The 14150-nt window shown below is 70.4% G+C and carries 12 protein-coding genes and 2 pseudogenes; 7 read left to right on the top strand and 7 right to left on the bottom strand.

Annotated elements, in window-relative coordinates:
* Nucleotides 1-240: 240 nt before the first annotated feature.
* On the top strand, nucleotides 241-1266 hold the full coding sequence (locus ABZ717_RS03510) for an L-threonylcarbamoyladenylate synthase (RefSeq protein WP_358504919.1): 1026 nt from the start codon (nucleotides 241-243) through the stop codon (nucleotides 1264-1266).
* On the opposite strand, the gene murF is transcribed toward ABZ717_RS03510, so the two are convergent.
* From murF to ABZ717_RS03485, 5 genes are all read right to left on the bottom strand, one after another.
* Complete coding sequence (murF, locus tag ABZ717_RS03505) at nucleotides 1253-2641, bottom strand: UDP-N-acetylmuramoyl-tripeptide--D-alanyl-D-alanine ligase (protein ID WP_061081149.1); 1389 nt, start codon at nucleotides 2639-2641, stop codon at nucleotides 1253-1255. The genes ABZ717_RS03510 and murF overlap by 14 nt on opposite strands.
* A gap of 138 nt (nucleotides 2642-2779) precedes the next feature.
* On the bottom strand, nucleotides 2780-3079 hold the full coding sequence (locus tag ABZ717_RS03500; RefSeq protein ID WP_061081148.1) for a winged helix-turn-helix domain-containing protein: 300 nt from the start codon (nucleotides 3077-3079) through the stop codon (nucleotides 2780-2782).
* 443 nt (nucleotides 3080-3522) lie between these two features.
* Complete coding sequence (locus ABZ717_RS03495; protein WP_061081147.1) at nucleotides 3523-4542, bottom strand: TerC family protein; 1020 nt, start codon at nucleotides 4540-4542, stop codon at nucleotides 3523-3525.
* Nucleotides 4543-4626: 84 nt separating this feature from the next.
* Nucleotides 4627-5499, bottom strand: a complete 873-nt coding sequence (locus ABZ717_RS03490; protein ID WP_061081146.1) for a DUF6671 family protein — start codon at nucleotides 5497-5499, stop codon at nucleotides 4627-4629.
* Nucleotides 5496-5804 carry a MarR family transcriptional regulator gene (locus tag ABZ717_RS03485; protein WP_358504913.1) on the bottom strand — a complete coding sequence of 103 codons (309 nt, stop codon included), beginning with the start codon at nucleotides 5802-5804 and terminating at the stop codon, nucleotides 5496-5498. Before ABZ717_RS03485 ends, ABZ717_RS03490 begins: the two co-directional genes overlap by 4 nt.
* A gap of 117 nt (nucleotides 5805-5921) precedes the next feature.
* On the opposite strand from ABZ717_RS03485, the gene ABZ717_RS03480 reads away from it, so the two are divergent.
* The 5 genes and pseudogenes from ABZ717_RS03480 to ABZ717_RS03460 all read left to right on the top strand — a co-directional run.
* Nucleotides 5922-6248 (top strand): hypothetical protein, encoded by a 327-nt coding sequence (locus ABZ717_RS03480; RefSeq protein ID WP_358504910.1) that lies wholly within the window; start codon nucleotides 5922-5924, stop codon nucleotides 6246-6248.
* 5 nt (nucleotides 6249-6253) lie between these two features.
* Nucleotides 6254-7825, top strand: a complete 1572-nt coding sequence (locus ABZ717_RS03475; protein ID WP_358505034.1) for a proton-conducting transporter membrane subunit — start codon at nucleotides 6254-6256, stop codon at nucleotides 7823-7825.
* 140 nt (nucleotides 7826-7965) lie between these two features.
* Nucleotides 7966-10587, top strand: coding sequence for a DUF2309 domain-containing protein (locus ABZ717_RS03470; RefSeq protein WP_061081144.1), 2622 nt, complete (start codon nucleotides 7966-7968; stop codon nucleotides 10585-10587).
* A gap of 49 nt (nucleotides 10588-10636) precedes the next feature.
* Nucleotides 10637-11158, top strand: a complete 522-nt coding sequence (locus tag ABZ717_RS03465; RefSeq protein WP_358504906.1) for a hypothetical protein — start codon at nucleotides 10637-10639, stop codon at nucleotides 11156-11158.
* A gap of 517 nt (nucleotides 11159-11675) precedes the next feature.
* A pseudogene (locus ABZ717_RS03460) lies at nucleotides 11676-12224 on the top strand (IS30 family transposase); the annotation flags it as partial.
* Between the two features lie 48 nt (nucleotides 12225-12272).
* Here ABZ717_RS03460 and ABZ717_RS03455 read toward each other — a convergent pair.
* Together ABZ717_RS03455 and ABZ717_RS03450 are read right to left on the bottom strand one after the other, a co-directional pair.
* Nucleotides 12273-12392, bottom strand: a pseudogene (locus tag ABZ717_RS03455) (hypothetical protein); the annotation flags it as partial.
* Nucleotides 12389-13042: an ABC transporter ATP-binding protein gene (locus tag ABZ717_RS03450; RefSeq protein WP_106247094.1), complete on the bottom strand. Its 654-nt coding sequence runs from the start codon at nucleotides 13040-13042 to the stop codon at nucleotides 12389-12391. The pseudogene ABZ717_RS03455 and the gene ABZ717_RS03450, both read right to left, overlap by 4 nt.
* A gap of 104 nt (nucleotides 13043-13146) precedes the next feature.
* Between ABZ717_RS03450 and ABZ717_RS03445 the strand changes: the two genes are divergently transcribed.
* Nucleotides 13147-14112, top strand: a complete 966-nt coding sequence (locus ABZ717_RS03445; RefSeq protein ID WP_358504903.1) for a DUF1259 domain-containing protein — start codon at nucleotides 13147-13149, stop codon at nucleotides 14110-14112.
* Nucleotides 14113-14150 lie beyond the last annotated feature (38 nt).

The raw sequence follows: 14150 nt of genomic DNA, 5'->3' as shown, positions 1-14150 counted from the left end.
CCCCGAGTCGTGAGGCGGCCCGACAGGTCGGCGGCCCCCGCGCGGCCTCTGTCACTTCTTGGGCGCGTCGGCTTCGGTGTCGCCGGAGCGCAGGGGCGGGGCCGTCGTCCGTCTGGACGCTGCAGCGCCCAGCGAGGATAGGCTGAGAGCGCTACTCCCCGGGAGAGCCGACGGCATACAGCACGGTAACCGATCACGCTGAATGTCGGTGTGTCAGATTGTTGTTACGAGGGGTGAACGGTGATTTCGGACCAACCCGAACTCGTACTCGACCACATCGAGTGCGCCGCTCGCACCTTGGGTGCGGGCGGTCTGGTCGCGTTCCCCACCGAGACGGTGTACGGGCTCGGCGCCGATGCCGAGAATGTCGGCGCCGTGGAACGTGTCTTCACGGTGAAGGGGCGGCCGACGACGCATCCGCTGATCGTGCACCTCGGCGGCGCGCACCAGCTCGCTGAATGGGCGGCCGACGTGCCCGACACGGCGCACCTCATCGCCGAACGCTTCTGGCCGGGCCCGCTGACGCTGGTGCTTCGGCGGGCGGCCCGTGTTCCCCGTGTGGTCACCGGTGGCCTCGACACCATCGCGCTGCGGGTGCCGAACCATCCGGTCGCCTTGAAGATGCTGACGGCTTTCGGCGGCGGGGTGGCGGCGCCCTCGGCCAACCGCTTCGGCGAGGTCAGCCCTACGACGACCCGTCATGTCCATGCGGGATTGGGCGCGGACGTCGACTATGTGCTCGACGGTGGCCCGTGCTCGGTCGGCGTCGAGTCCGCCATCGTCGATCTCACGGGTGAGCCGGCGATCCTGCGCCCCGGTGGTGTGAGTCGAGAGGACCTCGAGCACGTACTGGGCCGTGCCGTGTCGGTGCGGGCCAAGAGCGCTGTCCGGGTTCCAGGCCAGTTCCCGTCGCACTACGCGCCGCGGGCCCGGGTGCTCCTGGTCGAACCGGACCGGGTCCTCGACGAAGCCGAACTGCTGGCGGCGCAAGGGCAACGGGTCGGTGTCCTTCTTCCCCCCGAGTTCGCGGGTGATGCCGTGTCGTCTTCCGCGCAGCACGTGATCGCGGTACCGGACTCGGCCGCACAGTACGCGCAGCGGCTCTATGGGTTCCTCCATGACTTCGACCGGCACGGATGCGAGGTCATCGTGGCATCACTTCCCGCCCTGGAGGGGATCGGATCGGCGATCGCGGACCGGCTCGGCCGGGCGGCCGGGCCCCGCGATCAGGCGAGTCGTGGCTCCGGCCGGTTCAGCGGTCGTTGAGGGCGGCGACGAGGTCTTCGAGGCGGGCGGCCCGGGAGGCCTTGATCAAGACGAGGTCGCCGGGGTGAAGGCCGCGGTGGAGGACGTCGTGGGCCTGCCGTGCGTCACGGACGGAGACGATGTCGAGGTGGTCGCATGCGGCGCGGGCGGCGTCGGCGATCAGGGCGGCGTGGTCATCGCCGACCACGACCAGGAGGTCGAGAGCGGCCTGTGCGGCGAGCACGCCCAGGTGGCGATGGGCTTGAGCGGCGTGCTCTCCGAGCTCGGCCATCTCTCCCAGGACCGCGATGCGGCGACGCGCGGTCACCGAGGTCAGCGCGGTGAGAGCGGCCGACATCGAGTCCGGATTCGCGTTGTACGCGTCGTGGATGAGGGTAATACCGTCATCCCGGACGATGGTCTGCATACGTCCGGCGGACCTGGGCCGTGCCTCGGTCAGCGCCTGGGCGATCATCGCGGTGTCCAGACCCAGGCCATGAGCGGTCGCCGCGACGGCGAGTGCGTTGCCGATGTGATGCCGACCGGTGAGCGAGAGCGTGACGGGCGCGGTGCCCTCGGGGGTGCACAGGGTGAATCCCGCGCGACCGTCCTGGGTGAGGCGCACGTCGCGGGCGTGCACGCGCGTCGGATGGGGGTGGTGGCTCCACCACAGAGGGCGGGCACGGGTGCGGTCCGCCATGGCTGAGACGAGCGGATCGTCGGCGTTGAGGACGGCGAGGCCGCCGTGGTCGGCGTCGGGGAGTCCGGCGACCAGTTCGCTCTTGGCCACGGCGATCCCGGCCTGTCCGTCGGGGTACTGGCCGATGTGGGCGGTGCCGACGTTGAGCACCAGGCCTACATGGGGCGTGACCAGGTCGCACAGGTAGCCGAGGTGCCCGCGGCCCCGGGCACCCATCTCCAGGACGAGGTAGCGCGTGTCGGGGGTGGCGTGCAGGATCGTGAGGGGGAAGCCGAGTTCGTTGTTGTACGAACCGCCGGTGGCGGTGACGGGTCCGTGGTGCGCCAGCACCTGGGCGGCGAGATCCTTGGTGCTGGTCTTGCCGTTCGATCCGGTGATGCCGATGACGGTCGCCGACAGGTGGCCCGCCACGTGGCGGGCCAGCGCGCCGAGCGCGACGGTGACATCGGCGACCTGGACGGCCGGGGCGGCCACCGGCCGTGAGGCGAGCACCAGCGCCGCGCCCGCGGCGATGGCGGCCGGGGCGTGGTCGTGCCCGTCGGTGTGCCGGCCGGAGAGCGCGGCGAACAGGCCGCCGGGGTGGACCCGGCGTGAGTCGATGCTTGCGGGTGCCGTGACCCACAGGAGGGGGTCGGTGCCGGCGGTCAGGCGACCTCCAGTGGCCTCGGCGATGGCGGTTGCGGTCAGAGGTATCACGTGGTTGGACTCCTGCGCGCGAAGGCTCTTGCCCGTCGGTGTCGACGTCGTCGGCGAGGACCAGGCCCGGGGTCCGCTGTTCGGCGTGTCCGGTGGCCAGTGCGACGCGTGCGTCCGTACAGGGGTGGGCGGTGGCGGTCACGCCACCTGGTCAGGGTCGATGCGGGTGCCGATGAGCACGGCCAGGAGTTCTCCGATGGCGGTGTCGCGGTCCATCGGATGGCGCAGCGGCAACTCCGCGTGCATCCGGTACCGGTTGCGGCGCCCCTCGCGCTCTCGTTCCAGGTACCCGGCTTCGACGAGATCCGCCACGATGCGCTGTGCGGCCCGCTCGGTGATGCCCACCTGCTCGGCGACATCCCGCAACCGGGCCTGGGGATCCCGCACCACGCACAGCAGTACGTGGGCGTGGTTGGTGAGAAACGTCCACTCCTGCATGCCAGTACCTTACCCCACCTTCCCGTAGTGCGTATCGCGTTTTTCGGCACGCGTATTTCATGTCGTATAACTCGTCCGGCTCTGTGGTCGCCCTCGGCTGGGCCGCCGCGGAGGTCCGTTCGCGTCGCTCGAATCTGCGCCTGATGAACGCCTCGCATGTGCCGCGCACCATCCGCTCCTTCGGTGAACCGGACGTCGTGCCATCTTCGGCTGTTCTTCGGGAACGTGCGAAGACCGCACTGGCGGAGGCCCGTCGTCGGTCGCCCTTCAGGAACCCGGGGTCGAGGTCGAGACGTCGGTGGCGTCGCCGCCCGTGTTGGATGCCCTGGAATTCGCGCCCCACGACGCCGGACTCGTGGTGTCGTCCGCGCCGGCTCGGGCTCGTGACCGCGCCGGCGGCAGGCCTTGGCCGGCGATGGATGTTCTTTGACGCTCGGCCCGGCTCACGGCTCTTCGGTGGTGTCCTCGCGCCCGGCCTCGGCGTCGTGCGCGCGAAGTGAGCCCGCGTGGGCCTTGGCCGTAGGGTCGCGGCGGGTCTTGGCCAGGCTCGCCACGGTGACCACGACCAGGATCACGATGATCACCACCAGGCTCGCCAGCGTCGGGATCTCCGGGACCCGTTCGTCCAGGTCCACGTGGGCCCAGTGCAGAAGCAGCTTCGCGCCGATGAACATCAGGATGAGCGCCAGCCCGGTCGAGAGGTACACCAGCCGGTCGAGCAAGCCCTTCACCAGGAAGAACAGTGCGCGCAGCCCGAGCAGGGCGAACGCGTTCGCGGTGAACACGATGTAGGGCTCCTGGGTGATCCCGAAGATCGCCGGGATCGAGTCCACGGCGAACAGCAGGTCGACGGTGCCGATCGCGATCAGCACGATGAGCATCGGCGTGACCACACGGCGGCCGTCGACCCGGGTGAAGATCCTGCCACCGACGAACCCGTCGGTGACCGGCAGGACCCGCCGGGCCAGACGCACCACGGAGTTGTCCTCGATCGCGGGGTCCTCGTTGCGGTGCCGGAACAACTGGATCGCCGTGTAGATCAACAGCAGGCCGAACACGAGGAACATGAAGGAGAACAGTGCCAACAGCGCGGCTCCGAGTGCGATGAACACCGCCCGCATGGCCAGGGCGAGCACGATGCCGAACGTCAGCACCTTGTGCTGATGCTCGACCGGTACCGCGAAGGTGGTGATGATGATGACGAAGACGAAGAGGTTGTCGACGGACAGGCTCTTCTCCACCAGGTAGCCGACGAAGTACTCGGTGCCGAGCTCACCGCCGTGAGCCAGGGTGAACCACACGCCGAAGATCAGGGCCACCGCGATGTAGAAGACCGACCACGCGGTCGCCTCCCGGAACCCGACGCGGTGCGGTTTCAGCGCGGCGATGGTCAGGTCTGCGGCGAGCAGGGCCACGATGACGGCGATCGTGACGATCCACGTGGTAAGGCCGATGTCGAGCACGTCAGTCCTTTCGTGCTGGGGTCTGGTCTGCGCCGGTGGGCCCTGCCGACGGTCGCGTCGGTGATGTCGGACCGCGGGGTTCGATCACGGATTGCACCCGTCGCAGAACGTGGGGTCGGTGCTGACCCGACCGTCGTCTCTGGGGTGGCTGCTGCGATGAGGACACCGCTGGCATCCGTGGATGACGGCGAGGGTCTGTGATGTGGGCTCAGAGCAACTGTCGCACGGAAGGCCGGGTTCTCGGTCGACCTGGCCGTATCCGGGGGTGCCGCAGGCGGGGCACAGCGTGGCGAGGCGGTCGGTGAGCCGGTCGGCGAGCAGGCCGATCTCGCGCATGCGCGTGGGATTGAGGTGGGCGCGCATGTCGGTCTCCAGCCGGGCCAGGCCGTCCGCCGACCGTAGGGCGCACTCGTTGATCGCGGCGGCCAGTTCGGCGCGGGTCCGGATGCCTTTGCTGATAGGGCCGGGGTCCTGCGGATCGATTGGGGTGTGGGGGCGCACGATCATCGCGTGGGGGCCGAAACCGGTTCGGCCCAAGAACGCCTCGGTGGTCTCATCGAGGCGTCGGGCGGTGGTGTGGGCGAAGTTCGTGAGGCCCAGGCGGCGCTCCACGATGCACAGGTCCCGGGTGGTGTCGAGGAAGGCGAGGATCTCGTCGCCGGCACTGAGCATCGGAGCCATGGGATGCGGACCGAAGGAGCCTTCGCTGGCCACGGCGAGCCCGAGGCCGGTCGACCGTAGACCGAGGCGTGCCTTGCGCACGGCGGTCACGGACGGCGATGCCGCGCGTGGGACCTCACCGGTGAAAGTGCCCAGCTCGTCGGTGTCGACGTCGTCGGCGAGGACCAGGCGCAGACCCGGGATGCGGGCCAAGGCCGGGCCCAGGACCCTCTCCTTGGCGTGTCTGGTGGCCAGTGCGACGCGTGCGTCCGCGTAGGGGTGGGCGGTGGTGGTCACAGGGCCTCGTCAGGGCCGTTGCGGGTGCCGATGAGCACGGCCAGGAGTTCTCCGATGGCGGTGTCGCGGTCCATCGGATGGCGCAGCGGCAACTCGGGGTGCATCCGGTACCGGTTGCGGCGCCCTTCGCGCTCTCGTTCCAGGTACCCGGCTTCGACGAGGTCCGCCACGATGCGCTGTGCGGCCCGTTCGGTGATGCCGACCTGCTCGGTGACATCCCGCAACCGGGCCTGGGGATCCCGCACCACGCACAGCAGTACGTGGGCGTGGTTGGTGAGAAACGTCCACTCCTGCATATCCACCATGGCACCCCGTGGCAGGTGACTGATAGCACGATTTTCATTACGCGCTATTGATGTCGTACGATCCATGTCGTGTATACTAACACGCGTTATCAGTGACGTGTTTGGGAGGTGAGTGTCATGGGTGGCATCGAGATGGCGCGTGTGCCGACCGGTGGTGAGCCGACGGCCGACGAGGCTTCGCGGGGTCGGATGCGCCGGTGGTCCCCGTCACCGGACGCGACGATCAACACCGGCTCGCCGGGCTCCATCGGTGCCCTCGGAGCGGGACGGGGACGGCCGCTCCGCCGCGTGACCCGCGGTGAGTCGGCACGGGTGCGGATCAGTGGTTTCCACGGACGTGCCCTGCCCGCACATTCCTCGGAAACCATCGCCATCGACGTCACCGCGGCCCCGGTCTCGGGTCGCGCCGCGAAGGGCGCTGAGACGGAAGGTGCGGCCGCGTGACGGGGATGATGCTGGTGGCCTTGGCGGCCCTTCCCGCCGTCGCGGCGATGACCGGATCGATCCGGAGCCTGCGACCCCTGGCACCCGCGCTGGGCGCGGGCGCGGCACTGTCGACGACCGCACTGGCCGGGGCTCTGGCCGTGACGGTGGCCCTCGGCGGACCGGTGGCGATGGTGTTGGCCGCTCCGGACGGGCACGTCTGGACCGGGTTGGCGGCCGACCGCCTCGAGGCGATCGTGCTGTTGTTGGTGTGCGCGATCAGCGCGGTGGTCCAGGTGTTCGCCCTGCGCTACCTGCGCGGCGACCCGGCCGCGGCCGGGTTCGCCATCACGGCCGGGGCGCTGACCGCCGCGACCGCGGTGATGGTGGCCGCGGTCACGATGGTCACCCTGGCGGTGGCGTGGTCGCTGACCGGTGTCGCCCTGTGGCGACTCGTGGGGATGTACCGACCCGCCCCTTCGGCCATCGACGCCTCCCGCCGTACCGCACGTGTGGTCATCATCGGAGACGTCGCATTGTGGTCCGGGGTGGTTCTCGCGGTCGCCGCCTGGGGCGATCTCGACTTGCGCGACCAGAACGGCGTAGCCTTCGGCGGCGCGGTGGGCACGGCGGTGGCCTGCTCGCTGGTGATCGCCGCAGCCGCACGGTGTGCGCAGTTGCCTTGGCACCGGTGGCTGTCGGCGACTTTGGCGGCGCCGACCCCGGTCTCGGCGCTGCTGCACGCCGGCGTGGTCAACGCGGGCGGAGTGCTCCTGGTGAAGCTGTCGCCGATCTTCGGTGCAGCCCCGGCGGCGACACACCTGGCGTTCGCCATCGGCGCCGTCAGCGCTGTGGCCGCCACGGCGATCATGCTGACCCGCCCCGACGTCAAGGGCTCGCTGGTGCACTCCACGATCGGGCAGATGGGGTTCATGCTCATGACCTGCGCGCTCGGCCTCTACGCGGCGGCGGTGGTGCACCTGGTGGCGCACGGACTGTTCAAAGCCACCTTGTTCCTGGGCTCGGGGTCGGCGGTGCAGCGCCACACCCACCGCATCCTGGCTCCGCCCGCGCCCCGGTCGACCCCCGCGCGTTCGGCGCAGGTGGCCGTCCTCGCCGGAGTCGTCGCGGTTGCGGCCGTGGCCGTCGCGATCTGGTGGCTGCCTCCGCACGCCGGAGGCTCGGCGCTACTGATCTTCGCCGCGGCCACCGCCGCACGGCTGGCGTGGGGATGGCTGCGGCGCCACCCGACCGTGGGGGCGCTGGCCACCGTGGTGGTCGTGCTGCCGGGTGCGGTGATCGGCTACCTGGGCGTGGTGGCCGTGGTTACGGAGTTCCTGGCCCCGAGCGTGCCCGTTGCCGCCACCGCCGCAGTTCCGGCCTGGTTGCCGGCGATCGTGGTGGCGGTGCCGGTGATCGGAGCGCTGTTGGTCCACCGGGCATCCGCACTCGGTCTCGGCCGCTGGCGCGACCGCCTCTACGTGTTGGCGTTGTCCGCCGGACAGCAGCGCACGCACACCACTCCGGGTCTCCCGTCACGTGCGGTGCCCGCACCGCACCCACGGCCGGTGCCCCTACCTGAGGGAGCCGGGGCGTGATCGCCGGCCCCTCGACGGGACCGCCGGACGGCGTCCGGCGCTCTGACCGGAGCCACCCGGGCCTCCCGGAAGCGCGGACCCAGGGCTTCACGCGGTCGCGCGTTCCGCCACCGTCATCACAGCAGGAGGAGTCGCAACCCATGACCATCGGACCCATCACCAAGGCCGCTCCCGAGACCGCCACCTCGGCGGCCGCCGTGCGTGCCGTGATCGCCGATGCCGCCGCGTTCTTGGCGCCGACCTGGCCGCTCGCCGACTTCATCGCGGTCAACCCACTGTCCGGCCTGGTGGACCGCCCGTTCGCGGACGCGGCCATCACCGCCGCGGACCTGCTCGGAGCGCGGGTCACCCCGGACGAGAGCTGGCTGCGGGCGGCCTGGCGGCACGGGCGGATCACCGACGACGACGTGCGTGCCGCGCTGATCCGCCGCCACCCCGAGGTGCTGCGATGCCGACCGCTCACCCTCGGCGGCCGGCCCTACGACCCGGTCGAACTCCTGTCGGCCGATCTGCACCAGGGCATCACCAACCCCCCGCCGATCCGCCAGGCACGCACAGCGACTGAAGCGCTGGCCCCGGACATGGCCGCCCTCCTCGACACCCACACGATCCAGTGGTGCTCGGCCTATTTGGACGAGGGCCAGTCCACCTGGCGGATGCCCGGCCGCGACCGAGGCTTCTACCACGCGTGGCGGGCTCTGGCCGCACACGACACGACCCTGCCGCGGCGCGTGCGTACACGTCTTCGGGACCTGCCCGAACGGGCCGAGCAGGCCGTTGCGGAGGCTCTGGCCGCCCTCGGTGTCCCGGACGACCAGCGCACCCGCTATCTCCAGGCCCATCTGGCATGCCTTCCCGGATTCGCCGCCCACATCCGCTGGCGGGGCGAACTGCAGGGCAGTGGTATCGACCTGGTCGCCTACCTCGCCCTGCGGTTGACCACCGAAGCCGCCGCGCTCACCGAGACCCATACCCACGGTACGGCGTGGAACTCGGCCTCCGCCGACCTGCTCGACACCGGGCAGGCCACCACCGAACCCGACGATCGGGCCCGCCACCTTCTGGCGGCCCTGGAGATCACCGACACCGACGCGGCACAGCGCACCGAATTGGCGCGGTTCCTCGACCGACTCCCGGTGGAGCAACGAGCCCTCGTCTGGCTGGACGCCTACGAAGACCACTACCGGAGCCGACTGCTGCGCACCCTGAGCCGCTCGGTGCCCGAGTGGACCGACGCCCCTCCGCGGGCACAGGTGGTGTGCTGCATCGATCCCCGTTCCGAGGGACTGCGTCGCCACCTGGAAGCGCTCGGTGACTACCAGACCCTGGGCTTCGCCGGATTCTTCGCCGTCGCCATGCGCTACCGCGACCTCGCCGGAGGAACCGCTCGTGCCCAGTGCCCGGGCCCGATCACGCCCCGGCACACCGTCACCGAACGCCCCAGCGAGGGTCGACGGCGCGCGGCCGAACGGTCGCTGACCGGCCGCCGGGTACTGGCCGCGGCCGACCACTCCCTGCACGCCGCCAAGGACGACCTGGTGGCGCCGTTCGTGCTCGCCGAATCGGCCGGTTGGCTCCTGGGCCCGTTGGCCGCGGCCAAGACCTTCGCTCCCGGTGCCGTCGGCGCCGCCCGCGCGTGGTGGACCCGCCGTATCACCCCCGACCCTGCGACCGAGATCTCCCTCGAGGACGCCTTCACCTCCGAGGAGCGCACCGCGACCGCCGAAGGCATTCTCACGTTGATGGGTTTGACCCAGGGGTTCGCACGCCTCGTCGTATTCTGTGGGCACCGTGCCCACACCGACAACAACCCCTACCAGGCCGCGCTGGACTGCGGTGCATGCGGGGGGCACCCCGGCGGTCCCAACGCCCGCGCCGCCGCCGCCCTGCTCAACGATCCGCAGGTTCGCCGACATCTCGCCGAACGCGGCATCGGCATTCCCGACGACACCCGGTTCGTTCCGGCCGAACACGACACCACCACCGACACCGTGCGCCTGTTGGACACCCACCTCCTGCCCGACACCCACCGCCGGGACGTCGACCGGCTCACCGCCGATCTTCGCACGGCCGGCGCACACCTGGCCGCCGAGCGCTGCGCCACCCTACCGGGCGCACCTTCCCGGCCCCGCCCACGGCACGCGGCGCGCCACACCCGCACGCGCGCCCGTGACTGGGCCCAGGTCTTCCCCGAATGGGGTCTGGCCGACAACGCGGCCTTCCTCATCGCACCCCGCGCCCTCACCCGGGGCATCGACCTGCACGGCCGTCTGTTCCTCCACGACTACGACCCCGACCTCGACCCGGCCGGCACCGTCCTGGAGACCATCCTCACGGCGCCGCTCGTCGTCGCGCACTGGATCAACAGCCAGTACTACTTCGCCGCCACCGACCCCCAGGCCTTCGGCGCCGGCAGCAAGGCCCTCCACAATGTCGTCGGCGGTGGCCTCGGTGTCATGACCGGTCACACCGGCGACCTTCGGTCCGGCCTGCCCTGGCAGTCCCTCACCGACGGCCACCACACCAGGCACGAACCGCAACGCCTGCTCGCCATCGTGCAGGCACCCTTGCAGCGGTTGGACACCCTCATTGCGCGTCACACCGTGCTGCGCCACATGTTCGACCACGACTGGGTCGGTCTCGCCGCACGCGAGCGCCCCGATGAACCCTGGCTCCGTTACACCTCCACCGGTTGGCGGCCCTGGCTTCCGGCCACGGTCACCCCCGAGGGCAGCTGTCCGTCCGCACCGCTGAGCACATGACGATCGGGCACGTGCAGCGCCACTTCACTCCAGGAAAGGGAAGTACCCGATGAACATGCTCCTGTTGGTTCGAAGCGTGGACGACGTCAGGTCCGCGGTCGAGAACGTGAGCGACTATCTGGTCAACCATCGACGGCAGTTCGGGGATGAACCGGGATCGAACCGGCTGCTCGGACTGTGGATCCGCCCCGAGCTCGAAGCCGGGCTGCCCGTCCTGCTCCCTGGCGCCGCTGACGTCACCCCCTCTCAACCGCCCTCTGAAGCGGTGGGGATCGAGAGGTCGTTCTCGCTGGCGGGCATCTGGACCCTGTGCTGGACGGACGGGCCCGCCCTGCGGGAAACACAGGACCCGTTCGAGCTGCGCAACCGGATCCTCGATGCCCTGGTGGCGGACGCAGCGCCCGAACCGGCCGTTCCGGAGGCGTTCGTTCCCGTATTCGCCGAGGACGATGCCGTGGAGACGAGCATGGCGGCGCTACAGGCCCGGTATCCGCGGCTGATCACCGAGCACTGGTACGTCGATGACCGAGAACGAGGAATCGTCGGGCCGCTGAAGACCACGGAAGGGTGATCGCCTTTCCGTGCACCGCATCACCCAGCGCATCAGGGCAGGCGACCGGGGTGCCCGTCCCGGTCATCGATCACGAGTCGAGGAGATTCCCGATGGAGTTGTCAAGCCGGAGCGGTGACACGCCGTGAGGCCCTCAGGCCACCGCGGCCAGCTTCACAGGTCCTTGACCTTCAGTCCACGTCCCGCTGGCCTGAGGGAACGTCACCGCCTAGAGAAACGCCCCCTAGCTGGCCCTTGAGTTCTAGTGGTCGTTGCAACACCCCATCTCTGAAGGGGTGCGATGGACGACGAGATCCGCAAAGAACGCCGGATACCGCAGGGGCGCAAGAAGCTCGTCCGTGAGCGGGAGGAATACTTCCGGCTCACGGACCAGGGCTACAGCAGCAGAGAGGCCTGCCGGATCGTCGGCATCAACCGGCGTACCGGCAAGGTCTGGCGCAACGGTCGCAGAGCGCACAAGAGCTTGGAGAGGCCCGTGGCACCCCTCAGGGGCCCCGGGGCCTCTCCGGGCTCTTCGCGTTTCCTGAGCCAGCAGGAGCGGACGCAGATCGCCGACATGTTGCGTCTGCGGTCCTCGATCCGCTCGATCGCCGCCGAGCTGGACCGGGCCTCGTCCACGATCAGCCGCGAGGTCCGCCGCAACCGCTCCTACTACGCCTCCATCAAGAAACACCGGTACGGCCCCTACGCCGCCCAGGTCCGCACGGACGAGCGCAGGAAGCGACCCAAGACCCGCAAGCTCGACGCCAACTCGCGGCTGCGCGAGTATGTCCAACAGCGCCTGGATCAGCGCTGGAGCCCCGAGCAGATCGTTCACCTGCTCCGCCGGGACTTCCCCGACGACCAGGAGATGCGCGTGGGCCACGAGACGATCTACCAGGCCCTCTACGTCCAGGGCCGCGGCCAGCTGCGCCGCGACCTGGCCAAGCTGCTGCGCACCGGACGCACCATGCGCCGGCCCCGCCGCTCCGCTTGCACCCGCCAGCCCCGCATGTCCAAGAACATGGTGATGATCAGCGAGCGCCCGGCCGAGGCCGCCGACCGGGCGGTGCCCGGCCACGGCGAACAGCACACCCAGCACCGCGCCGACAGCGGCCAGTTGCAACGCGGCGCGGACCGCCGCCCACAGCAGATCCCGGCTCAGGGCCAGACGCTGGGCATGGGCCAGTGCCAGGGCCAGCGCGACGAAGACGGTGCACAGCGCGACCACGCCCCATGACGGTGCCGCGGTCATGGTCCCTCCATCAGGTAGTCCAGGCTCTGGGGTGGCCCGTGTGCGGCCAGGCGGCCGTGGTCGAGGACGAGTACGGCGTCGGCGGCGCGGATCCAGGAGCGGCCGTGGGTGGCGGCGAGCACACTGGTTCCGGCAGCCGTGAGGGTGCGGGCCACCTCGGGCACGACCCGGGCGGCGGCCCCGTCCAGCGCGCTGGTGGGTTCGTCCAACAGCAGCACCTCGGGCTGCAGGGCCAGGGCACGCGCCAGGCACAGGCGCTGGGCCTGGCCTCCGGACAGGCCCGCGGTGGGGCGGTGGAGAAGACCGGTCGGCAGGCCGAGGCGACCCAGAAGATCGGCGGCAGCCGCCTGGCCGAGGTCGGGGCGCCCGACGCGCAGTTCGGCGGCGACGCTGTCGGTGAGCAGTACCGGGTGCTGGGCGACCAGCACCACACGGCGGCGCGGGGCGAGCACGTCGGTCTCGGCCAGCGGGCGGCCGTGGAAGGCGAGGTGCCCGCGGGTGGGCTCCGCCAGACGGTTGAGCAGGCGCAGCAGTGTGGTCTTCCCGGCGCCGCTGGGGCCGGTGACGATGGTCAGGCGCCCCTGGCCGACCTCGGCGTCGATCCCGTCGAGGAGGGGAGCCCCCTGCTGGTCGAATCCGACACCGGTCATGGAGAACACCACGCCCGCACACTCCCTGTTTCCTACACCCCACATACGGATAGTTATGAAACCATGGTTACATGTTCGGTGGAGGTACGGGGGAAGGAGTGGATGTGATCACGCACCACAGCAGGTCGAAGGCGGCCCTGGCGCTGGGGTTGGTGGTTGTGCTGAGTGCCTGCTCGGCGGGCCAGGCGGACCAGCAACAGCAGGACCAGCAATCGTCCGAGGCCCTGGTCGAGCCGGCCACCACACAGGCCCAGGACTGGGCGCAGGTGGCCGACGCGCTGGGACGGGAGGGACAGCTCTCCGATGACACGGTCTACCGGGTGGGCTTTCCCCGCTCCGACCTGGACGTGACCTCCCGGGGGGTGCAGATCGGAGCGGGGTTCGCCCTGGGCTCCTACGCGGCCTTCACCCGCTATGAGGACGGCACGACGATGATGATGGGCGATCTGGTGGTCACCGAGGAGGAGCTGCCCGGGGTCACCGACGCCCTGCAGGACAACGGCATCGACCAGACCGCGGTGCACCAGCACCTGCTCGACCACGAGCCCGCGGTGTGGTGGACCCACTTCCACGCCCACGGCCAGGACGCGGCCGCGCTCGCGCGAGGGGTCGACGAGGCGTTGGAGGCCACCGCCACCCCGCGCGAGGCCCAGGACGGGCCGTCGCAGGAGCTGGATCTGGACACCGCGGCCGTGGATGAGGCGATGGGCACCCAGGGCCGCGCCCAGGGCGGGGTGTACAAGTTCTCCTTCGCCCGCACCGGCCAGGTCACCTCCGGTGACCACGTGCTGCCCTCAGGCATGGGGGTGGCCACGGTGATCAACTTCCAGCCCACCGGCGGGGGTAAGGCGGCGGTCAACGGCGACTTCGTCATGACCGCTGACGAGGTCCAGGGGGTGATCCAGGCGCTGCGGGAGGGCGGCATCGACATCGTCGCGCTGCACAACCACGCCCTCAACGACCAACCGCGTCTGTTCTACATGCACTTTTGGGCCAACGATGACGCGGCCACGCTCGCCAGGGCGTTGAGGAACGCGGTGGACCAGCACCAGGTCGAGCCCACCGGCTAGCGGCCACTTCCGATCGATCGAGGACCACACCAGGAGAG

It is taken from the genome of Nocardiopsis sp. NPDC006832, assembly GCF_040635885.1.
Lineage (GTDB): Bacteria > Actinomycetota > Actinomycetes > Streptosporangiales > Streptosporangiaceae > Nocardiopsis.
Note: the sequence above shows the minus strand (reverse complement) of the source record. Positions and strands in the feature narration are given on the sequence as shown.

Coding starts and splice junctions, on each gene's coding strand:
- ABZ717_RS03500 (WP_061081148.1), bottom strand. CDS start 3,079: ATGCAGGAGTGGACGTTTCTCACCAACCACGCCCACGTACTGCTGTGC.
- ABZ717_RS03485 (WP_358504913.1), bottom strand. CDS start 5,804: ATGGTGGATATGCAGGAGTGGACGTTTCTCACCAACCACGCCCACGTA.
- ABZ717_RS03480 (WP_358504910.1), top strand. CDS start 5,922: ATGGGTGGCATCGAGATGGCGCGTGTGCCGACCGGTGGTGAGCCGACG.
- ABZ717_RS03475 (WP_358505034.1), top strand. CDS start 6,254: ATGATGCTGGTGGCCTTGGCGGCCCTTCCCGCCGTCGCGGCGATGACC.
- ABZ717_RS03470 (WP_061081144.1), top strand. CDS start 7,966: ATGACCATCGGACCCATCACCAAGGCCGCTCCCGAGACCGCCACCTCG.
- ABZ717_RS03465 (WP_358504906.1), top strand. CDS start 10,637: ATGAACATGCTCCTGTTGGTTCGAAGCGTGGACGACGTCAGGTCCGCG.
- ABZ717_RS03450 (WP_106247094.1), bottom strand. CDS start 13,042: ATGACCGGTGTCGGATTCGACCAGCAGGGGGCTCCCCTCCTCGACGGG.